Raw genomic sequence first — 22,188 nt, 5'->3', positions numbered from 1 at the left:
CGTTTCCATCTTGTTCAATACCATCGTGTCCCCATTTCTAAACGTCGGAACGATTGCTATACTGAACTGACTACATGAATGGGAAACGAACTATGAGACATCATCTATGGTACATTCTTTTTTTATTCCTCTTAGGAGGACGCAAGACCACGCTGACGGTCGAGACAGAAGTGTACCGTGAGGACGGTACGTATCTTTATCTCTATTTGTTCGGTGAACCAGACGTCGTCGAGGCGCTCGACGAACGCATCATGGCGTATTATGAAGAACTGGGCATATGAAAAGGAACCTCGCCGCGGCGAGGTTCCTTTTGGTTCATTTCATTATTCAACCGTCACGGGGACAACGGCGAGATCAATCTCTTTCTCGACTTCGGCCCGCTCTTCAGCGAGACGAGCATCCGACCATTTGAAGACGTCAGCCATGCAACGGAGCACGCCGTCTTTATGGTCCCGGACGAAATCGATGTCGAAGAACATCGCCCCGGTCCGGCGGACGAGGAAGTCTATGGCCCGAACGACCGACTCTTCTTCGATGCCGTACATGAGTTGTGCATAGACGTACTCTGGAAGGTCGTACGCGTTCGAGTCCATCCGCTCGATGACACGATCGATGTTCGATCCGTATAGACGAACGAGCTGCTCGGCCTTGACGTCATCGAGACCAAGGTTTTTCAGTTCAGCCTTCTTCTTCGTCAAGAAGTCATCGAACCCTTTCGAGCCACCGACATGACCGCCCGACATCGGCATATGCTTCGTACGCGAGGCGAGGAAGACGATACCTTCTTCTTGTTTGAGCAGTTTCGCCACCAAATCGACGACCGTCTCTGACATCTTGCGGTAACCCGTCAACTTCCCACCGGCAATCGTAATCAAACCGCTCTCTGACTGCCAGACCTCATCTTTACGTGAAATCTCAGACGGGTCTTTGCCTTCTTCATAGATGAGCGGACGAATCCCGGCCCAGCTCGACTCGACGTCGTCTGCCGTCACGTTGACATCTGGGAACATATAGTGAATCGCCTCTAAAATATAATCACGATCCTCGGTCGTCATACGTGGGTGAGCCTTATCCTTATCGAAGAACGTGTCCGTCGTCCCGACGTACGCCTTGCCGTCACGTGGAATCGCGAACACCATCCGTCCGTCCGGTGTATCGAAGTAAATCGCTTGCTTGAGCGGGAATTTCGATTGGTCGATGACGAGGTGAATCCCTTTCGTCAAGCGGAGCATCTTCCCTTTGTTCGAACCGTCCTGCTCGCGGAGCACGTCGACCCAAGGTCCGGTCGCATTGATGACTTTCTTCGCATAGACCTCATACGTCTTGCCGTCGATTTGGTCCTCGACGTGCACGCCGACGACTTTACCTTGCTCATAGATGAGACCGGTCACTTTCGAGTAGTTCATTAAGAGGGCACCGTGATTGGCCGCCTCTTTCGCAACTTCAATCGTCATCCGAGCATCATCCGTCCGATATTCGACATAATATCCGCCACCGACAAGACCGTCTTTTTTGACGAGCGGTGCTTTTTGAATGACTTCATCCGGTTTCAACATCAACCGGCGCTCTGCGCGTTTGACGCCAGCCAAGAAGTCGTACACCATCAAGCCGACCGCGGTCGAAAGTGGTCCGAACGTGCCGCCTTTATGCATCGGCAACAGCATGCGCTCCGGTGTCGTGACGTGTGGCCCGTTCTCATAGACGATCGCCCGCTCTTTACCGACTTCAGCAACGAGTGCGACTTCGAACTGTTTCAAATAACGTAAACCTCCGTGGACGAGTTTCGTCGAACGGCTCGACGTTCCGGCCGCGAAGTCTTGCATCTCGAGTACGGCCGTCTTCATCCCACGGGATGCGGCATCGAGCGCAATCCCGGCACCAGTGATGCCTCCGCCGACGACGAGAATATCATGGCGTTCCCCCGTCAATTGTTCGTATCGTTTGGCACGTTCTTTCGCTGAGAAATTTCTGATTTCCATCTTGTCCCCTCCTATAATGAATCCGGTCAGATGTATATGAAAAGAGACCACAACAAAACAAGGCTTCGCCCCCCATGTCGTGGTCTCTCTGTAGTCTCCAACCGGTTATCAACTTTTCTCCTGTATTATACCCTATTCTCACGTCTTCAACCATCGACCCGCTCACCAAGTGTGCAACCTGCTCCTCAGAAAGCGTCCTGCTCGCAATTTCGAAAAGAGACGACTAGACTTCAAGGTATCACCAACAAGGAGGAGTTTTTATGAAACGCATGTTACAACCTTTCCAATTTAAAAACGGCGTCGAGCTCCACAACCGGCTCGTCCTTGCGCCGATGACGCACTATTCGTCTGAACCGACAGGTGAAGTGTCAGAGCACGAACTCGCCTACTACCGGAAGCGGGCCAAGAACGTCGGACTCGCCATCACGGCATGTGCTTACGTGACCGAGGACGGCAAAGGGTTCCCGAACGCTTTCGGTGTGAACGACGACAAGTTCATCCCTGGGCTGCGCCAGCTCGCCGAGAGTCTAAAAGCGGAAGGCGCGAAAGCGATTCTCCAAATCTTCCATGCGGGACGCATGTCTCCTCCGGAACTCGTACCGAACGAACAACCGGTAAGCGCAAGTGCCATCGCACCGGTCCGTGAAGGGGCCGCCACTCCGCGCGCCCTCGAGACCGAGGAAGTCGAAGCCATCATCGACGCGTTCGGCGACGCGACACGTCGTGCCATCGAGGCCGGCTTTGACGGTGTCGAGATTCATGGGGCGAACACATACTTGATTCAGCAGTTCTTCTCACCCCACTCGAATCGACGTGACGACCGCTTCGGCGGCGACGTGAACGCACGTCTTACGTTCCCTCGTGAAGTCATCCGCTCGGTGAAACGTGCGGCCGAAGGCACAGACGACTTCTTGATCGGTTACCGCTTCTCACCGGAAGAAGTCGAGGAGCCGGGTATCACGCTCGACGATACGGACGTATTAATCGATATGTTGCTCGAAGAAAACCTCGATTACCTCCACGCCTCGCTCTGGAACTTCAACATCGGTTCAATGCGGAACGAGAACGTGACGGAGCGGTCGATTGATCGCATCGCCAAACGTATCAACGGTGCCATCCCGCTCATCGGAGTCGGACAGCTCCAGCGCCCAGGTCAAGTCGAAGACGCACTGAACGTCATCGACCTCGCCGCGCTAGGCCGCGAACTCATCATCGACCCGGATTGGCTCGAGAAAGTGAAAGACGACCGAGAAGACGAGATCGAGACCGAACTCGACTTGAACAAGCAAGCCGAACTCGCCGTACCGGCTCCGCTCTGGAACGCCATCACGACACGCGCCGGCTGGTTCCCAATCAAAGACCAAGCCGTCAAATAAACCACGATCCGCAGACTTAACGTCTGCGGATTTTTTTGTTTCCACCCAATCCATCGAGCGGTGTGAGAAATAAGATGTGCCACGGACACAATTCCGTCACATTTTTCATCTTTTTCACCACTCCTTTCGTGTTGACCTAACTTTGCAAGCCTTGTCCCCCTTCGTAAGCTAAGGACAGGAACCGTTTCCTCCATGAGACTGCTGGACAAGCCACGCTTGCGCCACGCCTGTCTGTTTGACCGTCTTTTGAAAGGGGCATATGATGTATGACAAAAAAGCCAATCGATCTCGATGCGTACAACAAACAGCTCAATCAACACCAACAGCGGACGAAACAAATCGCTGAAACGTATCGACAAAAAAGCAAGGAACTCGAACACCACCTCGAATCATCCACTCGTTCCCGTGAAGAAACGCTCGCACGAGAAATCGCCGAGTTGAAACAAGCGACCAAGCGGAACGTTCCACGCGATAAATAAACAGTTCCGAACTGTACGACGAAAGAAGTGAATCATCCGGTGGAAAACAAAATCAAGCGCCAATTTCTGAATCACCTGCATCGTGACAAAAATTTGTTCGATGATTTTCAGCATGTGGATAACTTTTATACGCTCGACCAACAGATCGTGAGTGCGCTCCGCAGCGCCCACCCGATTCGGGCCGAGCAACTGCTCGAGACGCTAACGCTCGACCTGCTGAAACTCCCGGTCGCGGATGAATATATGAGTGTCCGTTTCTATTACCGCGGTCTCGTCTATCACGTCATCCGCTTGATCCCGGTAGATAATCCGAACGTCCAAACCGCACTCAATTACACGAGCGCACTTCTCGCCTTAATAGATGAACTGACGACGACGCTCGATTTTCTCTACGCCATTCCCGTCATTGTCGACCATTTGACGAAAATGATGGCGTTTCTCTCCCCTCCCGTCTCGACCAATCCGAACGTCACGACGGCCATCCATTTGATTGAAGACCACTTGAAAGAACCGACGTTGTCACTCCCGTGGATCGCCCAGCAAACCGGGTTGTCGAACAATTACTTGTCGGCTCTGTTCAAACAGGAAGTCGGCGAGAGTGTACCCGAACGAATCCGGCGCCGCCGCATCGATGCGTCCATCGCCGATTTGCTCGGAACGAATTTGCCGATTTGTACCATCGGTGAGAAATATCGCTTCGCCTCGTGCACGGCCTATATCAACACGTTCAAGACGTACAAACAAATGACCCCACTCCAATACCGCCAATTGTTCCACACGTGAAAAGCGCTAAGCCTCTACCGAGACTTAGCGCTTTCTGTCATCCATTCTTCTCGCAACAAACCCATGCGAATCGAGTCGTAACGCACGTCGTCGACGACGCGCACCTGACGAATCCGACCTTCGAGTCGCATGCCGATTTTCTCGGCCACTTTCATCATCCGCTCATTGCCCGACCACGTCGTCAATCCGACCCGGACCGTCGGCAACGTCTGAAACAGATGGCCGACCCACAGCTTGAGCGCCCGCGTACCGATGCCCCGATTCCAGCGATCGGCTTGATGGAGGATGATGCCGACCTCGAGCCAGTTCTGTCCGGCGTCTTCATAATAGAAGGAAACCGTCCCGTAGACGGTCCCATCGACCTCGATGACCCACATGTCGTCACGGCCGACGTGTTCGTCCGCATTCTGACAGTACACCTCGTACGTCTGCGCCCGATGTTCGAAATACGGCGCGTCCCACTTCTTATATTCTGGTGCCTCGTTCTTATACATCAATTCCCATAACCGATCCAAGTCCCGTGCCTCAATCGGTCGAATCACTAACGCTTCATCACGAATCATACCCTCGTCCTCTCTATCTGTGCTGCTATACTCTTTCAAGGGATCAGTTCGAATTCCCTTTTTTCCGCTTTCGCCAGACGAGCGCCAAGATGACGAGCAACAGACTCGCCGTCACCGAGACGACGGCGAACGGACTCGCACCGGTGATGAACAGTTCGCCGAGCGAGACCGAATAGGCGAGACCGAACGACGTGACGAGCTTCGCGCCGATGGCGATCAAAACGAATCGAGGAAATGGCACCCGGCTGAACCCAGCCGCGAGACAGATGACCTCATCGGGCAAGATCGGGATGATGAACAAGACGAGCAACACACCGAGCCCGTACTTGTCCACGTATCGGTCATACGTCGCGAGCTTGTCGGCGTCGATAAGCCGCATCACCCGTTCCCGCCCGAACCGAGCGAGCCCGTACATGACGAGGATGCCGAGCGTCGTCGCGACGCTCCCGATTAAGGCCGCCCGGAGCGGGCCAAGGGCGACACTGCCGATCGGGACACTGACCGCCTCCGGTACCGGAAGCGCGATCGGTTGCAGGAAGCTGAAGGCGGCGAACACCCACATCGCCTGGTCGCCATACTGTTCGAGCAACCGCTCGAGCCCGTAAGAATCATATAAAACGAGACCAAACGAAACGTAGTATACGAAGACGAACAACAAAAATAACGTGAACGTGACTTTGAGCATCTGTTTCAAGTATGTGTTCGAGCCCTCGCGAATCGACCGCAATAGACCAATCGACAGTGCGAGCAATACAATCCCGGTCCACCCGAGTTGATACGGCAATAATAGCGTCGGCAAGACGACGAACGGCAACAGGCTGAGCGTGACGAGCGCTCCCCCGTATCCTGCATAAATCATAGTTCGTTCTCGCATGTCGCATCGCCCTCTCCCTGTTCTACTATTAGTGTACCCGGATTTCGGGCAACATGTATCCACCTGAAGCTGTTGCGCACATCAGCCTTTTGCCCGAGAAAAAAGGCCACAGTCATAGACTGTGACCTGCCACTCACTCGCCGAGTGAGGCTTGGATGAAATCGTGGAACAAGCGTTGCGGACGCTCTGGACGCGAAATGAGTTCTGGGTGGAACTGTGACGCGACGAACCACTTGTGCTCTGGAATCTCAATGATTTCGACGAGACGGCCGTCCGGGCTCGTTCCTGAGAACTTGAACCCTTCTGCCTCGAACGCTTCACGGTACTCGTTGTTGAACTCGTAACGGTGACGATGGCGCTCGTAGACGAGCTCTTGGTTGTAAGCGGCGTGCGCTTTCGTACCTGGCTCGAGCTTGCATGGATAGAGGCCGAGACGGAGCGTGCCGCCGAGGTCCTCGATATCTTTTTGTTCTGGAAGCAAATCAATAATCGGATAGTTCGTCGTCGGATCGATTTCGGCCGAGTGGGCACCGTCGAGCTTCAAGACGTTACGGGCGAACTCGACCGTCGCGAGCTGCATGCCGAGGCAAATCCCGAAGAATGGGACGTTGTTCTCACGCGCATAACGCGTCGCTTCGATTTTCCCTTCGATGCCGCGTTCTCCAAATCCGCCTGGGACGAGAATCCCGTCTGCGTCTCCGAGAAGCGTCTCGACATTCTCTGCCGTCACCTCTTCAGCGTTGACCCAATCGATATCGATGTCGGCGTTGAAGGCGTAACCGGCGTGCTTGAGCGATTCTGCTACCGAGATGTACGCGTCACGAAGTTCGACGTATTTTCCGACGAGAGCGATTTTGACTTTCTTCTCGAGGTGCGTGACCGTGTGCACGAGCTCTTTCCAAGCCGTCATGTCAGCGGCCGGCGTGTTGAAGCCGAAGTAATCGTTGACGAGTTGGTCCATTCCTTGCTTTTGAAGGTTGAGCGGCACTTCGTAAAGCGTCGACGCATCTTGTGCCTCGATGACCGCTTCTTTACGTGTATCACAGAACAAGGCAATCTTTTCCCGCATCTCTTCTGGGATATCGTGCTCGGTACGGAGGACAATGATATCCGGCTGAATCCCGTAACTGCGGAGCTCTTTGACGCTATGTTGGGTCGGTTTTGTCTTCATCTCACCGGCAGCGCGGAGATAAGGGACGAGCGTACAGTGAACGTACATGACGTTCTCTTTGCCGATATCGTTTTTCACTTGACGAATGGCCTCGATGAACGGAAGCGACTCGATGTCCCCGACTGTTCCACCAATCTCTGTGATGACGACATCTGCGTTCGTCTCGCGACCGGCGCGGAAGACGCGGTCTTTAATCTCATTCGTGATGTGTGGAATGACTTGGACCGTTCCCCCGTTATAATCGCCACGACGCTCTTTTTTCAAGACCGTCGAGTAGATGCGACCTGACGTCACGTTGGCGTTTTGCGACAAGTTGATGTCGATGAAGCGCTCGTAGTGACCGAGGTCAAGGTCCGTCTCAGCGCCGTCATCTGTGACGAACACCTCTCCGTGCTGGTACGGGCTCATCGTTCCTGGGTCGATATTGATATACGGGTCAAACTTCTGAATCGTCACGTTCAAACCTCGGTTTTTGAGTAGACGTGCGAGTGAAGCGGCTGTGATCCCTTTACCGAGTGAAGATACTACCCCACCTGTTACGAAAATATACTTTGTCATCATCATTCTCCTCTCTTAAATGCCACAACGGGAAACGAAAAAACAAAAAAAGCAAAAGTGCCCCCACTGAAATGGAGGACACTTTTGCTGCATCGTTACGTGCTAAACTAGCCCATGACTAATTTACGTCAGAGACGATGCAGTCGTCAAGTCATTATTTTTTCTTTTTTTTCAACTGTCAAAAAAGAAAAAGAGACACGCCTAGCCGGGACAAATGCCCGGCTTTTTGCGGTCTCTTATAAATCATCCTCGTCTTTAAGGTCGAGGTCGTCGTCCAAGTCTTCGTCCTCGAACTCGTCAAGGCCTTCCACTTTTTCGGCTTCATCCTCGGCATCGAACTCAGATGCGTCAAAATCTTCACCTTTTGCAAAGACGTCAAGGTCGTCTTCAATGTCGACGATGCCTTCATCCGTCTCATCGATCTCTTCTTCGAACTCATCGAGCTCACCGCGCTGGCGTGCTTCGATGACGAGATCTTCGTCTGACTTATCGAACGGATACCAAACACGAAGCGCCCAACGGTTAGCTCCCAAGTTGACGAATAGTCCGTCGATGTTCATGTCCGTGTAGAGTTGCGCGATTTTCTCGAGCTCCTCCTCTTCACTTGCGAACGTATAGTTTTGTCTGATCAGCTCACGAATCTCATCAAATGACACTGGTTGCTCGCCAGTCTTTTGAAGAATTTCGTAAACGAAATCGATCAACGATTTATTCATTAAAGGACACTCCTTTTCCGTCACTAGTTAAACATCACTCCTCATTATAAACAAAACCGATATGAAAAAGCTAGAGGAAATTATTTTGAAGTTTCAACGGTTTTTTGGATGCTTAACCAATAGAGCGTAATCAATCCGACGTTGAAGATTCACGTCAAACCGAGCACCCCGAGCATCCAACCGCGCGGGACTTTGAAGGACAACTCTGCATTGACGGACTGGCCAGTATATAGGCCGTAGCCGAGCAATCCAATCATGAGCGCGGAATAAGCGACGACCATCCCGATCCGTTTCCATAGTTGCAAGAGCAGCGAGGCGAACTCTTTGTTGTCCCCATACGATGCATATAGATAGACGTGACCCGCACTCGCGTACATCGTCTGGACGTACCCACTCACAAACAGGACCGGAATAAACACGAGCGGCTCCAAGAAACCGAGGAAGAATAGCAGCGAAGTGGCTCCAAGAAACCGAGGAAGAATAGCAGCGACGTGACGAGCAGGACGTAGTACGGATGGCGTGCCACGTCGAACACACGGTTCAATAATATCCAGCCGATGACGCCCGCCAAGAACGGCATGAACACGTAGAATAAGAGCACTTGAAACGAGTATAGGGCCAGACTGACGAATACGGCGCCAATCAACGTCCAACCGCCAAATAACCCGACGACGAACGAGAGCAACTGGACTTGCCATGTTTTGGTGGCACTGACGTACGTTCTCGTCCGCTCCTGGAACAATACCCACCCGACGTAGCCGAGCAAAATAATCATCAATAAAAAGATTTCCACGTACCCGCTCGCCTCTTCCAACAGGCTGAGGAGACGGCTCACCGACGTGAACACGGTGACGGTGATGAAGGCAAGCACGAACTTCCCTGTCGCCCATGCCCACGTCGCCGTTTTCTCGAGCGGCAACTTTCTGACAAACGACCATGGAAGAACGAGACTGACGAGGAATAGAAGGACGGCCCAGTTATACGATTGCGTCAGGATATAGGAGAAGGCGACAATCCAAGCAATGAACGTGAGCACAAGAGGTAACGAACTCCCTTTCTCGTCTGACGGTTGTTTCGGTGCCGACAATTCGCCTAGCTGTGATAGAATCGTCGTCATAATCGATCCGACACCGATTGAGCCGACACCGACAAGAAAGGCGTTCAATTCGATGGCCCAGCCAAACGGCCACAAGAAGCAGACAAGGCCCGCGACCAAGACGGATAATGCCAACAAGAATGTCCGTTTCGAGCCTAGCCGCCCGATGACATACACCCATAACAATAGCCCCGACATACTCGCCACATAAAAAATCATGAACGGGATTAATCGTCCTGAGCCTTCTTCCACTGCCATAAGTGATAAAAATAAGATTTGAGGCAAAATTTGACTGCTGAGGGCACTGACAATCGTCAATAACACGACCGTGTTCTTCAAACGGAACACCTCATTTCTCAAAAATGGCCGAATCCATCTCTCTTTCTTCTCTTTCCCGCTTCTAGTGCGAAAACAACCAGCTTCATCGCACATCGATTTCTCAGTTTTTTCACATGTTTGCCGATATAAAGGAGAACGCTATTTTAGCTGTATGAGAAAAAGGAGAATGAATCATGGCACTGTTCCGTAAAGCAAAACCTGCCGCCTACGCCGCGTCGATCGGCTTTCCCGATGTGGCGACGATCGCGCAACCAAACGACCCAAATTTGAACGGACGCACCCATTATATGGGCTATACGGCGTCGCAAGTGAAACAACTTCAAAACATGGCCCCGCTCGTCGAAGCGGTGTTAGATGACGTACTTGAAAACGTGCTCGACCACTTGATGTTGCAACCCGAGATGGTCCAACTCGCCAACGCCTCATCGACGCGTGAGCGTCTGAAAAAGGTATTCGCCGACTACTTCCGTAGCCTGTTGACCGGAAAGATCGATGACAAGTTCCTCGCCATGCGCAAGCGGATGGGGCAAACGCATCATCACTTCTCGGTACCGGTCGTCTGGTTCCTCGCGACGTATTCCGCCTTCAATACGTTGCTCATCCCAAAAATCGTCGAGGCGTATCAACACGACCCGGCCACGATGACTGAGTCGCTCCTGGCTTTGTCTCACGCGATGAACTTGGACGCTCAAATCGTCACCGAACAATATGTCGACGCCCGCCTCGATGAAATCGAATCGGCGAACGTCGCTCGGGCGGCGCTACTTCATGACGTGAGCCGCGTCAGCACCGAAGTCGCGACGACGATGGAACAAACCGGTCACGCCATGTCCGAGACGAGCAAGCGGGCCCATCAAGTCTTGTCCGAGACCGAACAGACGGAGAAGATGAGCCGGCATTTGATGAACTTGACGCATACGAACGGCGAACAAATCGAACAGATGGAGACCGAGTTCAAGCAATCGGCGACGTACGTCGATGCCTCGCTCGAACGGATCACCGCCCTCAAGGACGGTTCACAAGACATCGTCAGCATGACCCGGAGCATCGAACAGATCGCCAATCAGACGAACTTGCTCGCCTTGAACGCATCGATTGAAGCGGCCCGGGCCGGTGAGCACGGTAAAGGCTTCGCCGTCGTCGCCACCGAGGTGCGCACGCTCGCCGAGAACGCCAAGCAGCTGAGCAGTCAAATCAACGTCCTCATCCATGAGAACGAGACGAACATCGCCGCCCTGCTCGATCAGATGGGACAGATGCATCGGACGAACGACGAGGCGATGCGTCAACTCGGTGCCGTCAAAGCAGGCTTCTCGACCGTCAAAGACGAGATGGGCAATTACGTCCTGTCGTTCGAACGGAACAAGCAAGACCTCGGCCAAATGGTCGAGACGATCTCAGCCATCAACGAGACGACGCAAGGCTTATCGCACTTGACGTCTTCTTTACTGGCCACTTCCGAGATGCGTTAAACGAACAAGGCACGGTCCGCGGACCGTGCCTTGTTTTTTTATTGAACGAGTGGTTCTGCTACTTCGATCGGAGCGAGGGAGCGATCAAGCAATTCGACGACGTCGAACGTGCCGACCGTCTCATCGACTTCTTTCGCTTTCGTCCCGTCCGAGAGCATCGTCAAGCAGTACGGACAAGCCGAGCCGATGACGGTCGGCTTCGTCTCGAGCAGCTGCTCGGTCCGAGCCACGTTGACGCGCGTCCCGACTTTCTCTTCTTGCCACATGAGACCGCCGCCAGCGCCGCAGCACATGCCGTTCTCACGGTTCCGGTCCGCCTCGACGAGTTCGACACCCGGGATGCGTTCCAAGACGAAACGTGGGGCGTCGTAAATGCCGTTATAGCGCCCGAGGTAGCACGAGTCGTGATAGACGACCCGCTCGTTCACGGAGAAGTCCGGCTTGACCCGGCCCGTATCGAGCAGCTCGGCGAGGAGCTCGGTATGGTGATACACTTTCACACCGCTCAGTCCGAAGTCCGGATACTCGTTTTTAAACGTGTTGTACGCGTGCGGGTCGACCGTGACGATTTTTGTGACCCCATACTTCTCGAACAGTTTGATGTTCGCTTCGGCGAGCTCTTGGAACAACAGCTCATTCCCAATGCGGCGTGGTGTGTCCCCTGAGTTCTTCTCTTCGTTCCCGAGGATGGCGAACGAGACACCGGCCTTGTTCAAGACGCTCGCAAAGCTTTGCGCGACTTTTTGGCTGCGGCTATCGTATGAGCCCATCGCCCCGACCCAGAAGAGGAATTCGAACTCTTCACCGGCCTTCTTCTTCTCTTTCGCCGTCGGGATGACAAGTTCTTCCCGGTCTTTGCGCCAATTCTCGCGCTCTTTCCGGTTCATCCCCCACGGGTTGCCTTGACGTTCGATGTTGGCGACCGTACGCTGCGCCTCAGGATCCATCTTGCCTTCCATCATGACGAGGTAACGGCGAAGGTCGATGATCTTGTCGACGTGCTCGTTCATGACCGGGCATTGGTCCTCACAGTTGCGACATGTCGTACATGCCCAAATCTCTTCTTCGGTGATGACGTTGCCAATCAACTCGTCGGCTACGAGCATATGCCCGTCTTGAGCCGCGACCGCGATCTCGGCCCCTTGCGTGTTTTGGAACATGAGCGCCGGTGCCCACGGCGATTTACGCGTGATGGCGGCCCCTTTCATGTTCATGTGGTCGCGCAGTTTGACGATGAGATCCATCGGCGACAACATTTTACCAGTCCCGGTCGCCGGGCAGACGTTCGTACAGCGTCCGCATTCGACACAGGCATACAAGTCAACGAGTTGTTTTTGATTGAAGTCTTCGATCTTATTGACGCCGAAGACGATTTCTTCATCCGACTCCTCGGCCTCTTCCATCGCTGAGAAGTCGACCGGTGCGAGACGACCGACTTGGTGCGTCCGTCCGAGCCAGACGTTGAGCGTCCCGGCAATCAAATGGGCGTGCTTGCCTTGCGGGATATAGATCATGAAGCTGAGCAAGAACAAGAGGTGAAGCCACCAGAAGACGACGAACAAGGCGAAGGCGACGCCTCCCGGTACCCAAGCGAACGCCGAACCGATGAGTGTCGCGACCGGTTCGCCCCACATCGGGAGCTCTTCCTTATAGACGAGATAGAACCCGTTCCCGAACAAGACCGATACCATCAACCCACCGATGAAGATGAGGGCGAGACCGGCCAGAAAGTTTCGTTTTAAACGCACGAGTTTCTCGACGTAACGGCGGTAGAATCCCCAAACGACCGCGACGAGAATCATGAGCATGACGATTTCTTGCATGAACGTGAAAATCGGATAGAGCGGACCGAGCGGGATGTGCGGGAAACGCGTCCCGACGGCAAGTCCTTTCCAGATGAAGTCGATGGCCCCGAACTGGACGAGGATGAACCCATAGAACATCATGACGTGAATGATGCCGCTCTTCTTGTCTTTCAACAGTTTCTTTTGGCCGAACACGTTGATCATGACCTGTTCAAGCCGTTCCTTATTCGTTTGGCTCCACTCTGCCTTTTTCCCGAGCTTGATGAACGTATAGCGCTGGTACACCAACGATGCGAACAAATATAGTCCATAGCCGAGGACGAGCAAGAATAGAATCCAGTTGACGATTAAAAATGTAGACATCCCCAAAACTCCCCCTTATGAAAACGGATTCAATCTTGAGTTAAGTATATCAAACAATGAATGAACAGTCATTCATTTTTATCGAAGGGGTCAAAAATTAAGCACATGCTTTAAGAATAAGAGGATGCCGCCATACCCGACGACGGCGAGGACGAACGTCCGGAAATGGAGGTTGCGGTCGGCTGGAAGTTCGAACTTGACGATATTCAGAATCATCGCCCCGGCGACAAACGCGAACAAGATGGCCTCGACGTGCGAGGCCAGGTCGATCAAGCGGGAGAAGAAACCGCCGGCAAGAATCCCGCCGCTCAACAAATAACGCCCTTGCCGGATGTACCGTTCCCCGTAATGGCGATACAAGTCTTGGCCGACGGCGAGGAAGTGTACGCCGAGCGCCGTCGCGTAGAAGCTGCGTGCGACGAACGTGACGGATGACGCTGTGACGACGTAAGCCGAGAACGACATATATGCCGTCAACAGCGTCACTTGGAGCCAGTACGACACGTTCTGTTCAATCGTCTCGTCTTTGAAATGGGGCGTCCGGACGACACGCATCGTCCCGTAAAAGACGGTGAAACCGAGCAGGCTGATGACATAAATCTCCGACGGCAAGGCCAGGTTGAGCCAATCCACTTGAAGCGTGTCTTGCCGCTTGTTCAAGGACGGCAAGAGATACATGAAAAAGTATGTGATGGCGATCCCGCTCGAAAACGAGAACCATTTTTGAGACGGCACCCGGTCTCGCGGAAACAGATAAATTCCGAAAAAATTGATGAGCGCTAAATAGACCACGATCCAGTTCGCCATCTCATGTCACCCCTTTAGTTCAATCCAAAACCGCTCGACAATTTTCCCGCCTTCCGCTGTGAACGGCGTGTCCGGCACGCCGCCATTGTTCAAAATGACTCGGCGTGACGCTTCGTTCGTCCGGTCGCACGTAATCAACGCCCGCTCGATCCCGAGTTCTTTCGCTTTCTCGAGTGCGAGCTCGAGTTGTTTCGTAGCGAGACCACGTCCGCGGGCACTCGGCTTGATGCCGTACCCGATATGTCCCCCTAAGTTGAGGAGGTTGTCATTCAATTCGTGACGGATATTCGTCGCCCCGAGCAACTCGTCCCCATCCGTCAGCCAATACGTCGTGCTCGGCACCCAACTGACGTTGTTCACCCGTACTTCTTTATCACGAATCTGTTTAACGTACGACGCAAAGTCGGACGCGTCACGGTCGACGGCGTTCGGGACGATCGTCTCGGAGCGTTCCCGCCATTCCTTTAAAAAATCGAGCACGTTCGCTTCCTGCTCCATGGATGTCTTCACTAGTCGCAACATAACGCTTCCCCCTATTTTTATGTATAGAAAAGACCGCAAAGCGGCCTTAATCTTCGAGTCCTAATCGTTTTGGCATCTGCGGGGCGAGCTCACGTGCCTCGTCAAGACGGCCCGCTTCGACGAGCGTATGGAACCGTAAAAATTCTTCATGCGTCGCGTCACCGATGGCCGCCAAGTAGTCGATGTAGCGGTCGTATACCGATCTATCTTCCGGTCGCGCTTCAATCAAGGCGACGTAAAGCCGGACCGTGTCTTCCCCGTAAAGAAGCGGGAACTCATCGTTCAATTGGAGCAATTTATCGACCGAGTCCATATCGACGCCGGTCTCGTTATCGTAGTGCCCGACGACCTGTTCGGCGTGGTCCTCGAGGCGGCCGCGCCACTCTTCATATTCGTCCTCATTCGTCTCGAGCATCTCGAACCAATCCTCGTTCAACATCTCTTCAATCTTTCTCACGCGTTCTGCAAAGTTCATGCTTCGTCTCCTCCTTCAAACGTCCACGTGACGTCGACTATATAGTTACCTGCCAAGTCATCGTTCATCGACAACTCGTAGGCGAAGCGACAACGTCCGTCCGCGACATCGAGCCGCTCCGTCGTCGTCGCCATCGTCATCGACATGTATGGGTTTTTATATAGGCTTTGGGTCAAGCGCCCTTCAATAAAGGAATGATTCATCTCAATCGGTCCTTTACAGATGAGCGCGAGCCGGCCCGTCGTATATTTGATCGTTGTCGGCACGACGCCGTCTTCTCGTTCTTGATCGAACGTCAAGACGAAGCCGGTCTTCAACTCATAATAGAGCCCGTCGGCTTGCAGCTCAATCGGCTCCTCGATTTCACTGATCATTGTCTTTTGGCGCACACGTACGCGTTTCGGTTCAATTGCCATGGTGATTCCCCTTTCCGCTGTCCCATCGTACCATATCTCGCGAATGGTCCGGAATCGGTAACTTTTTCTTTCCCGGTTCGCACGTGCTTCACACGTTGGACGCGGTCGTTCGTTTCGTTAAAACTTCAGCCAAGTCCCTTCCGAAATCACGTCGACCCGCCCGTCGACGACTCGAATCGCCGTCTCGTCATCGATGGCGTAGCTCGGACCAGTCAACATGCCTGCCCATTCGGTCGCATGCTCAGACGTGTTCTCCGGTAACATCTCATGATCGAGGTGAGGGAAAATCGAGAAATCGACATACCCCAGTGTCTCATCGCCCTGCTCGCCCGGTGCCTGCCAACCGACAAACGCCTCCCCAATTCGCGGGGTCATGACCATGCTGCCGGCGCTCAGACCGACGTAGACACCCTTCCATTCCGGCAACAGCTGGGCGACACCAGACTGCTTCATCCAATAATGCAAGAACAGCGGGTCGCCTCCGTTGACCAACAGTACATCGGCCTCGTCAAACGCCGGTCTCCAAACCGTTTCATCAAGGCTTGGGAGGGCGCTCAATTCGAGGACCCCGACCGATTTCCACCCTAACTCACACATCGGCGTCGAAGAATCACCGTTGAAAAAGTTCCAGGCATGCTTCATCCCACTCGGCAACGCGTAAATCGCGGTCGGGATACAAAGGGCGTTACACTCCTCAATCGGTTTCCCTAGTAACTCGAGCAACGCCTGTTTAATCCGCTCATTTTTGATACCGGCCGATGTCAGTAATAATCTCAATCCAATCCCTCCTCATCATTTCTATAAATAAATTCGTGCTCATTCGTTATTTCCCTGTGCTCAAAAAAAGACCGCACAGAGGCGGCCTTCGGATTAACTCAATTTATAGACGCGACCTTCGAACGGTTTCAAGTGAAGCAACGTCGTCTCGTCATGCGGCTCGAGCGGCATGTTTTTCAAGACGACGTCTTCTGAGCGAAGCGTGATCTCCGTCGCAAAGATGGCTTCTTTCCCTGTCAAATTCGTCATGACGAGGTATTGCGAGTCACCGAGCGTGCGTGTGTACGCGTAAATCTCTGGGTGCTCCGGCAAGACGATGTCATACGTTCCATAGACGAACGTCTCATCTTGTTTGCGAAGACGAATCATCTCTTTATAGAAGTTGAGAATCGAGTCGTCGTCTTCGAGCTGGGCGTCGACGTTGATGTCCGTGTAGTTCGGGTTGATGCCGAACCAAGGCGTCTCCGCGAACGTGAAGCCCGCGTTCGGGGCATCGCTCCACTGCATTGGTGTGCGCGTGTTATCACGTGACGAGTTCCACGTGATGTCCATCATCTCGTCATGGCTCTTGCCGTTCTCGAGACCGATGTAATACCGGTTGCGCGTCGCGATATCATCGTACTGGTCAATCGAGTCGAACTTCACGTTCGTCATGCCGATCTCTTGGCCTTGATAGATGAACGGCGTCCCTTGCATGAGGAAATACATCATCGCAATCGACTTGGCGCTTTCTTTCCAATAGCGCTCGTCATCACCCCATGATGACACGGTCCGCGTTTGGTCATGGTTCTCGACGTAAAGGGCGTTCCAGCCGTCCGCTTCGAGGCCTTTTTGCCATTTCGTGAGGACGTTCTTCAAGTGGACGACGTCGAGCTTCGACTCGGCGTCTTCACGCCAGAGACCCATGTGTTCGAATTGGAACACCATGTTCATCTTGCCTTCCTTCTCGCCGACCCAAAGGTGGGCATCGTCAGGCGAGACGCCGTTCGCTTCGCCGACCGTCATGATGTCGTGCTTGTTGAACGTCTCGTCGCGAAGTTCTTCTAAATAACCGTGAATCCCGTCGACGTTCATATGCATCTCGAACGATGGCACGAAGTCGAGGCCTTCCGGGTTCGGCAAGTCGCCGAACGACGGGTGTTTGCGGATGTGGCTGATTGCATCGACACGGAAACCGTCAATCCCCTTGTCGAGCCACCAGTTGATCATGTTGTACACCGTCTGGCGCATCTCGGCGTTCTCCCAGTTCAGGTCCGGCTGTTTCTTCGAGAAGACGTGCAAGAAGTATTGTTCCGTCGTCTCGTCAAACTCCCAAGCCGACCCGCCAAAAATTGACTCCCAGTTGTTCGGTTTCGAGCCGTCGGGTTTGCCGTCACGCCAAATGTACCAGTCACGCTTCGGATTGTCTTTCGAGCTCTTCGATTCGATGAACCATGGGTGCTCATCCGACGTATGGTTGACGACGAGGTCTAACAGCAATTTCATGCCGCGCGCATGGACTTCCGTCAACAGACGGTCGAAATCTTCCATCGTCCCGAACTCGTCCATGATGGCTTGATAGTCGCTAATGTCATAGCCGTTGTCATCATTCGGCGATTTGTACATCGGACAAATCCAGATGACGTCGACGCCGAGGTCTTTCAAGTAATCGAGTTTGTCGATGATGCCTTGAATATCGCCAATCCCGTCCCCGTTCGCATCATAAAAACTGCGCGGGTAGATTTGATAAGCGACAGCTTCTTTCCACCAGTTTCGTTTCAGTGTTTTCGTTTGTGTGTGTTGGTCACGTTGTAAAAGTTGCATGTGTCAATGATACTCCCTTGTCCCTAAACTCACTGCGCATCCTATATACTAATATCAGTGCTGTTGTCTCTTTATCTCGTTAGCGCAATCGTTTGCACGATTACAGTAAGTTTATCTTACCAAAAATCATTCCACGACACAAAGATGTTTTCAACAGCTTACTCATCGTGTACCCTACACGAATTTGAAATGAAATGAAAGTGAGGCGACTTACATGATCCGTTTGGCCACACAGGCCGATCTCTCGGCAATCGATCAACTGATTTTAACGAAAGCGCAATCGTTTCGGGCCGCTGGAAAAACGCAATGGCAAAAATATTTAGAGCCGAGTCGGACCGATTTTGTGACCCATGACGTCACGAACGGAACCGTCTATGTATACGAAGTGAACGGAGACATCGCCGGGTCGGTCAGCTTGATCCCACCGACGTCTTGGGACGAAAACTTGTGGGACGATCCTGACGCGGCCGTCTATTTACATCGCCTCGTCGTCGATGACCGGATGAAAGGCCGACAAGTCGGTGAACAGTTGATGCGTTATGCGCTTGCAGCGACGTCGGATCGAGTTCGCCTCGACTGCGTCGCCACGAATCACTTCTTGAACGCCTATTATCCCCGCTTCGGCTTCAATTATGTCGGCGAACGAGATGGATTCTCTTTGTTCGAAAAAGAGGCTTGACCTTGACGCGACGTCAACGTGTACGCTGACTTCAAGGAGGTGAGGACATGTACACGATTCAACAACTCGCGACACTCTCTGGCACGACCACAAGGACGTTGCGTCATTATGACGCCGTCGGTCTGCTCGTCCCGGAACGTGACGTCAACGGCTATCGGCGCTACTCGTCGCATGATGCCGAGCGGTTGCAGACGATTCTGCTGTATCGTTCGCTCGACTTCCCGCTCGAGACGATTCAAGGCTTACTCGAAGCCGAACCGTTCGATCGGACCCGTGCCCTCGAAGAGCAAGTGACCGCCCTGCGCGCGAAAGCCGCCTATTTTGCGACACTCGCCGAGACGGCGGAATCGACGCTCACCTCACTGAGAGGAGGAATTCCAATGGAAGACAAATCGTTGTTCAAGGGATTATCGTTTGACGAACTGAAAGCCCATGAAGCGAAGCACGAGGCGGAGACAGAAGAACGTTGGGGCGAGAGCGAGGCGTACAAGACGTCACGTGCGCGCGCCGATAAGCGATCGAAAGAGGACTGGGAAGCGCTCAGTCAACAACAAGTCGATCTCGTCAAGCCGCTCGTCGACTTGTTCATGGCCGGCGTCCCGGTCGAAGACCCGCGTGTCCAAGCGGCCGTCCGGGCGAACCACCTGTTCATCAATGACCAGTTTTATGACTGCTCGCTCGACATGTTCAGCGGACTCGGGCAGATGTACGTCATGGACGAACGTTTCACCGCGTTCTATGACAAGTACGCGCCTGGACTGGCCGTCTATTATAATGACGCCATCCAACACTATTGCATCACCCAAAGCTAAACGGCCAAAGCATCGCGCTTTGGCCGTTATTTTGCCGTTCGACGGTCATACACATCTTCCTTTAGCAATAACTCGATTTGACGTCTCAAGAGCGGGAGCGCCGTCGTGAGCTGCAAGTACGGATACGTGGCAAAATTATCCGTCCCGCCGATGTAGAGCACGGCCCGGTCGACCACGGACCAGCCCCGCTCGGTCCACTGTTCGATTCGTGCCTCACAGACGTCCGGTTTGGCCCGGAACGCCCAGTACGCTTGGAGTTGTCCTTCTGCCATCGTCGGTGCGACCGTCAATACCGGACAGTCGAATCGGGCGAGGACGCTCGGGTCAATCGACCCCGTCTCATGGGTGACGATGAGCTGCGGGTCGAGACGATCGAGCCACATCGTCGTCTTCGTATCGTTCAATGAGGTGACACGTAGAATGTGGTGGAACGGAATTGGCTCATCGTTCAATGGATAGCGACCTTTCAGTTCTCGGATCCGCGCCCGGCTCGAAAGGCGCATGACAGGCGACGTCAGCCGGACGTATATATGCGTCAGCCAATGCTTGATGGATTCCGGACGATGCTCGCTCGGTCCATCTTCCTGAATGACATGGGTCACCCCTAAGTTGCGGATCGCATGATAGACGTAGGCAGATGTCCGGTGTTCTCCAATGAGTAGTACGATCGGTCGGCCCATTTTGTCCCTCCCCTTTCCCTTCCTCCGAACGCCTCTCATCCGTGTCGCTCCTGCGTCGAGACGACGGCCGGGCGGCAACGGTCCGCCACTTCTTCCATCGATAAACTTTCAAATTGATACGTTTGATGCAACGTTTCATAATGGGCGATGATTTCACCCAACAAGGCCATGTTTTCGGATACATGTTTGCCAAAGTTGTGCGGGTGCCACCAAAGATGGAACACTTCCCCCCGTTTGGCCGCATGCGTCATGCTCCGTTTGATACGCCGCACTTTGAGTCGGTCGAGGAAGCGAAGCGCCGGCACGTAAGGTCGAAGGAATCGGCTCGATGGGACGTTATAAGGAGATGATTGCCGAATGGCTGCCCACGAGACCGTGTGGTGCCCCGTCAAATTGACGTAGGCATCAAGCAGACGAAGGGCCCGTCGGCCTAATCCCTCATCCCCTCTCGCATCGGCCCGATAAATGTAATGGGTCTCATTGCCGCGATAGACATCGATTCCGACTTCTTGCGCCGCTTGGAAATGCGCCGGGCTCGATTGATTGCGCGGATAGACGATGCTCTGAATGGGTAAGTCTCGACGTGCGGCCACCCGCTTCGCCGCCTCGAGATCGGCCTTGAACGCCTCGATGGTCACTCCTTCTTCTAAACAAGATAGATGACAATACGTATGCGTCCCGATGGTTTGACCAGGCGTCGCCGCGATTTGATCGACGAGTGATTTCCCGAAGTGATACGGGTCGACCGCCTCGTCCGCCCCGACGTGCTGCATCCAATTGTATGAAGAATATTCGGGATGCCGATACGCCGGTTGAATCGTCGGCAAGTCTTTCAATAGCTCTGCTTTCGTCTCATAGAACAGGAATCCGACCGTCGCCCAAGTCGCATGAATCTGATGCGCGGCAAACAAGTCGAGCAAGCTCGGCACGACTTGCCGGACCCCGAGTAGATTCTCGCCATACGCCTCAATCGTCGTACCGTCAAACGTGCCCCAGTTCAATTCAAAATCTAGTGAGATGACAAACGCTCCGTTCATCGAGACCCCTCCTCTGTCTTCACTTCTTTCCTTCACACGACTCACGAAGCTCTAGTTCGGCGAGCGCCCGTTTCCAGGAGCCGTATCGACGGGATACTTTGGCGACACTTGGTCGTCTATGTTGTTTCGCCCATTTTTGATAGGTGATCGCGTTGAATGGCACGACGACCCGACTTGCTTCTAGCAACGATTGAACGATTTCTGCTTTTTCACGTTCTGGCTGGACGGTAAAATGGAGCTCCTCTAAACGCTCTACCGTTTTCACGGCCAGACTCCAAGACCCGAAATGGGAAATAATATCACCTAGGGAAGGACCGGTATGATCTTTGACCCATTGTTGGTAATGGGTGCTCGTCAACTTCCCTTCCTGTTCAAGTGCGAGCCGAAGCGCTGCAACGAGTTCTTGTTGGGTATAGTGCTTTCGGGCTTCTAAGAGGCCGGCTGCCTTCAAGGCGCCGGTCCATGACCCGTAAAAATTGAGAACGTCGAGAAATGTCGGGACGTCCCGGTCTCGGCTCCAGAGCTGATATTGTTTAACCGTGAGGGTCGGAGTCAGAGATGCAGCGGCTCGAAGCGCTTGAATGATCTCTGCTTCCCGGTTCATCG

At 53.4% G+C, this 22,188-nt stretch carries 24 protein-coding genes; 7 read left to right on the top strand and 17 right to left on the bottom strand.

The genetic code is table 11. From position 1 onward, the window contains the following. Positions 1 to 92: 92 nt before the first annotated feature. A complete protein-coding gene (locus KNP79_RS06705) occupies positions 93 to 281 on the top strand; it encodes a hypothetical protein (RefSeq protein WP_214753670.1) in 189 nt (62 codons plus the stop codon). Between the two features lie 42 nt (positions 282 to 323). On the opposite strand, the gene KNP79_RS06700 is transcribed toward KNP79_RS06705, so the two are convergent. After that, positions 324 to 1,979, bottom strand: coding sequence for a glycerol-3-phosphate dehydrogenase/oxidase (locus tag KNP79_RS06700; RefSeq protein ID WP_233004764.1), 1,656 nt, complete (start codon positions 1,977 to 1,979; stop codon positions 324 to 326). A gap of 260 nt (positions 1,980 to 2,239) precedes the next feature. On the opposite strand from KNP79_RS06700, the gene KNP79_RS06695 reads away from it, so the two are divergent. From KNP79_RS06695 to KNP79_RS15855, 3 genes are all read left to right on the top strand, one after another. Then, positions 2,240 to 3,355: an NADH-dependent flavin oxidoreductase gene (locus tag KNP79_RS06695; RefSeq protein WP_215191665.1), complete on the top strand. Its 1,116-nt coding sequence runs from the start codon at positions 2,240 to 2,242 to the stop codon at positions 3,353 to 3,355. 266 nt (positions 3,356 to 3,621) lie between these two features. After that, complete coding sequence (locus tag KNP79_RS06690; protein WP_034779277.1) at positions 3,622 to 3,834, top strand: hypothetical protein; 213 nt, start codon at positions 3,622 to 3,624, stop codon at positions 3,832 to 3,834. 114 nt (positions 3,835 to 3,948) lie between these two features. Next, on the top strand, positions 3,949 to 4,617 hold the full coding sequence (locus KNP79_RS15855; RefSeq protein WP_215191663.1) for a helix-turn-helix transcriptional regulator: 669 nt from the start codon (positions 3,949 to 3,951) through the stop codon (positions 4,615 to 4,617). Positions 4,618 to 4,631: 14 nt separating this feature from the next. On the opposite strand, the gene KNP79_RS06680 is transcribed toward KNP79_RS15855, so the two are convergent. The 6 genes from KNP79_RS06680 to KNP79_RS06655 all read right to left on the bottom strand — a co-directional run bounded on the left by KNP79_RS06680 (position 4,632) and on the right by KNP79_RS06655 (position 9,943). Then, positions 4,632 to 5,180, bottom strand: a complete 549-nt coding sequence (locus tag KNP79_RS06680) for a GNAT family N-acetyltransferase (protein WP_029594654.1) — start codon at positions 5,178 to 5,180, stop codon at positions 4,632 to 4,634. A 43-nt stretch (positions 5,181 to 5,223) separates the two neighbouring features. Continuing rightward, positions 5,224 to 6,054: a TVP38/TMEM64 family protein gene (locus KNP79_RS06675; protein WP_029594653.1), complete on the bottom strand. Its 831-nt coding sequence runs from the start codon at positions 6,052 to 6,054 to the stop codon at positions 5,224 to 5,226. Positions 6,055 to 6,187: 133 nt separating this feature from the next. Next, on the bottom strand, positions 6,188 to 7,783 hold the full coding sequence (locus KNP79_RS06670; RefSeq protein WP_021066089.1) for a CTP synthase: 1,596 nt from the start codon (positions 7,781 to 7,783) through the stop codon (positions 6,188 to 6,190). Positions 7,784 to 8,019: 236 nt separating this feature from the next. Then, complete coding sequence (gene rpoE / locus KNP79_RS06665) at positions 8,020 to 8,499, bottom strand: DNA-directed RNA polymerase subunit delta (protein WP_029594652.1); 480 nt, start codon at positions 8,497 to 8,499, stop codon at positions 8,020 to 8,022. 149 nt (positions 8,500 to 8,648) lie between these two features. Continuing rightward, on the bottom strand, positions 8,649 to 8,897 hold the full coding sequence (locus KNP79_RS06660) for a hypothetical protein (RefSeq protein WP_215114000.1): 249 nt from the start codon (positions 8,895 to 8,897) through the stop codon (positions 8,649 to 8,651). Continuing rightward, positions 8,894 to 9,943 (bottom strand): hypothetical protein, encoded by a 1,050-nt coding sequence (locus KNP79_RS06655; protein ID WP_215191661.1) that lies wholly within the window; start codon positions 9,941 to 9,943, stop codon positions 8,894 to 8,896. The genes KNP79_RS06660 and KNP79_RS06655 overlap by 4 nt, the downstream gene beginning before the upstream one ends. 164 nt (positions 9,944 to 10,107) lie before the next feature. On the opposite strand from KNP79_RS06655, the gene KNP79_RS06650 reads away from it, so the two are divergent. Then, complete coding sequence (locus KNP79_RS06650; RefSeq protein WP_215191659.1) at positions 10,108 to 11,406, top strand: methyl-accepting chemotaxis protein; 1,299 nt, start codon at positions 10,108 to 10,110, stop codon at positions 11,404 to 11,406. 38 nt (positions 11,407 to 11,444) lie between these two features. On the opposite strand, the gene KNP79_RS06645 is transcribed toward KNP79_RS06650, so the two are convergent. The 7 genes from KNP79_RS06645 to KNP79_RS06615 all read right to left on the bottom strand — a co-directional run bounded on the left by KNP79_RS06645 (position 11,445) and on the right by KNP79_RS06615 (position 18,374). Then, entirely contained in the window at positions 11,445 to 13,574 is a 2,130-nt protein-coding gene (locus KNP79_RS06645; protein ID WP_215191657.1) for a (Fe-S)-binding protein, read from the bottom strand. Between the two features lie 90 nt (positions 13,575 to 13,664). Continuing rightward, positions 13,665 to 14,381 (bottom strand): hypothetical protein, encoded by a 717-nt coding sequence (locus tag KNP79_RS06640; RefSeq protein ID WP_215191656.1) that lies wholly within the window; start codon positions 14,379 to 14,381, stop codon positions 13,665 to 13,667. 6 nt (positions 14,382 to 14,387) lie between these two features. Beyond that, the gene (locus KNP79_RS06635; protein WP_138858751.1) at positions 14,388 to 14,903 is read right to left on the bottom strand and encodes a GNAT family N-acetyltransferase; all 516 of its coding nucleotides are present in this window, start codon (positions 14,901 to 14,903) and stop codon (positions 14,388 to 14,390) included. 46 nt (positions 14,904 to 14,949) lie between these two features. Beyond that, entirely contained in the window at positions 14,950 to 15,378 is a 429-nt protein-coding gene (locus tag KNP79_RS06630; protein ID WP_138858750.1) for a hypothetical protein, read from the bottom strand. After that, positions 15,375 to 15,794, bottom strand: coding sequence for a YwiB family protein (locus tag KNP79_RS06625; protein ID WP_034779299.1), 420 nt, complete (start codon positions 15,792 to 15,794; stop codon positions 15,375 to 15,377). The genes KNP79_RS06630 and KNP79_RS06625 overlap by 4 nt, the downstream gene beginning before the upstream one ends. A gap of 117 nt (positions 15,795 to 15,911) precedes the next feature. Then, complete coding sequence (locus tag KNP79_RS06620; protein WP_215191654.1) at positions 15,912 to 16,571, bottom strand: Type 1 glutamine amidotransferase-like domain-containing protein; 660 nt, start codon at positions 16,569 to 16,571, stop codon at positions 15,912 to 15,914. A gap of 93 nt (positions 16,572 to 16,664) precedes the next feature. Beyond that, complete coding sequence (locus tag KNP79_RS06615; RefSeq protein WP_305798054.1) at positions 16,665 to 18,374, bottom strand: glycoside hydrolase family 13 protein; 1,710 nt, start codon at positions 18,372 to 18,374, stop codon at positions 16,665 to 16,667. Between the two features lie 214 nt (positions 18,375 to 18,588). On the opposite strand from KNP79_RS06615, the gene KNP79_RS06610 reads away from it, so the two are divergent. Continuing rightward, positions 18,589 to 19,053: a GNAT family N-acetyltransferase gene (locus KNP79_RS06610; protein ID WP_214753658.1), complete on the top strand. Its 465-nt coding sequence runs from the start codon at positions 18,589 to 18,591 to the stop codon at positions 19,051 to 19,053. A gap of 47 nt (positions 19,054 to 19,100) precedes the next feature. Beyond that, positions 19,101 to 19,865, top strand: coding sequence for a MerR family transcriptional regulator (locus KNP79_RS06605; protein WP_214753656.1), 765 nt, complete (start codon positions 19,101 to 19,103; stop codon positions 19,863 to 19,865). Between the two features lie 26 nt (positions 19,866 to 19,891). Here KNP79_RS06605 and KNP79_RS06600 read toward each other — a convergent pair whose 3' ends face one another. From KNP79_RS06600 to KNP79_RS06590, 3 genes are read right to left on the bottom strand one after another with little or no spacing between them, the layout of a single operon-like run. After that, entirely contained in the window at positions 19,892 to 20,545 is a 654-nt protein-coding gene (locus tag KNP79_RS06600; protein ID WP_214753654.1) for a hypothetical protein, read from the bottom strand. Between the two features lie 35 nt (positions 20,546 to 20,580). Further along, positions 20,581 to 21,582, bottom strand: a complete 1,002-nt coding sequence (locus KNP79_RS06595; protein ID WP_034779308.1) for a polysaccharide deacetylase family protein — start codon at positions 21,580 to 21,582, stop codon at positions 20,581 to 20,583. Positions 21,583 to 21,601: 19 nt separating this feature from the next. Further along, positions 21,602 to 22,186: a hypothetical protein gene (locus KNP79_RS06590; protein ID WP_215189416.1), complete on the bottom strand. Its 585-nt coding sequence runs from the start codon at positions 22,184 to 22,186 to the stop codon at positions 21,602 to 21,604. Positions 22,187 to 22,188: the final 2 nt, after the last annotated feature.

It is taken from the genome of Exiguobacterium sp. s7 (assembly GCF_018618195.1).
Taxonomy (GTDB): Bacteria; Bacillota; Bacilli; order Exiguobacteriales; family Exiguobacteriaceae; genus Exiguobacterium; species Exiguobacterium mexicanum_A.
Note: the sequence above shows the minus strand (reverse complement) of the source record. Positions and strands in the feature narration are given on the sequence as shown.

Excerpts from the sequence above, each read along its gene's own strand:
- KNP79_RS06705 (WP_214753670.1), top strand. The coding sequence starts at position 93 with ATGAGACATCATCTATGGTACATTCTTTTTTTATTCCTCTTAGGAGGA.
- KNP79_RS06700 (WP_233004764.1), bottom strand. The coding sequence starts at position 1,979 with ATGGAAATCAGAAATTTCTCAGCGAAAGAACGTGCCAAACGATACGAA.
- KNP79_RS06695 (WP_215191665.1), top strand. The coding sequence starts at position 2,240 with ATGAAACGCATGTTACAACCTTTCCAATTTAAAAACGGCGTCGAGCTC.
- KNP79_RS06690 (WP_034779277.1), top strand. The coding sequence starts at position 3,622 with ATGACAAAAAAGCCAATCGATCTCGATGCGTACAACAAACAGCTCAAT.
- KNP79_RS06680 (WP_029594654.1), bottom strand. The coding sequence starts at position 5,180 with ATGATTCGTGATGAAGCGTTAGTGATTCGACCGATTGAGGCACGGGAC.
- KNP79_RS06675 (WP_029594653.1), bottom strand. The coding sequence starts at position 6,054 with ATGCGAGAACGAACTATGATTTATGCAGGATACGGGGGAGCGCTCGTC.
- KNP79_RS06670 (WP_021066089.1), bottom strand. The coding sequence starts at position 7,783 with ATGACAAAGTATATTTTCGTAACAGGTGGGGTAGTATCTTCACTCGGT.
- rpoE (WP_029594652.1), bottom strand. The coding sequence starts at position 8,499 with ATGAATAAATCGTTGATCGATTTCGTTTACGAAATTCTTCAAAAGACT.
- KNP79_RS06650 (WP_215191659.1), top strand. The coding sequence starts at position 10,108 with ATGGCACTGTTCCGTAAAGCAAAACCTGCCGCCTACGCCGCGTCGATC.
- KNP79_RS06645 (WP_215191657.1), bottom strand. The coding sequence starts at position 13,574 with ATGTCTACATTTTTAATCGTCAACTGGATTCTATTCTTGCTCGTCCTC.
- KNP79_RS06640 (WP_215191656.1), bottom strand. The coding sequence starts at position 14,381 with ATGGCGAACTGGATCGTGGTCTATTTAGCGCTCATCAATTTTTTCGGA.
- KNP79_RS06635 (WP_138858751.1), bottom strand. The coding sequence starts at position 14,903 with ATGTTGCGACTAGTGAAGACATCCATGGAGCAGGAAGCGAACGTGCTC.
- KNP79_RS06630 (WP_138858750.1), bottom strand. The coding sequence starts at position 15,378 with ATGAACTTTGCAGAACGCGTGAGAAAGATTGAAGAGATGTTGAACGAG.
- KNP79_RS06625 (WP_034779299.1), bottom strand. The coding sequence starts at position 15,794 with ATGGCAATTGAACCGAAACGCGTACGTGTGCGCCAAAAGACAATGATC.
- KNP79_RS06615 (WP_305798054.1), bottom strand. The coding sequence starts at position 18,374 with ATGCAACTTTTACAACGTGACCAACACACACAAACGAAAACACTGAAA.
- KNP79_RS06610 (WP_214753658.1), top strand. The coding sequence starts at position 18,589 with ATGATCCGTTTGGCCACACAGGCCGATCTCTCGGCAATCGATCAACTG.
- KNP79_RS06605 (WP_214753656.1), top strand. The coding sequence starts at position 19,101 with ATGTACACGATTCAACAACTCGCGACACTCTCTGGCACGACCACAAGG.
- KNP79_RS06600 (WP_214753654.1), bottom strand. The coding sequence starts at position 20,545 with ATGGGCCGACCGATCGTACTACTCATTGGAGAACACCGGACATCTGCC.
- KNP79_RS06595 (WP_034779308.1), bottom strand. The coding sequence starts at position 21,582 with ATGAACGGAGCGTTTGTCATCTCACTAGATTTTGAATTGAACTGGGGC.
- KNP79_RS06590 (WP_215189416.1), bottom strand. The coding sequence starts at position 22,186 with ATGAACCGGGAAGCAGAGATCATTCAAGCGCTTCGAGCCGCTGCATCT.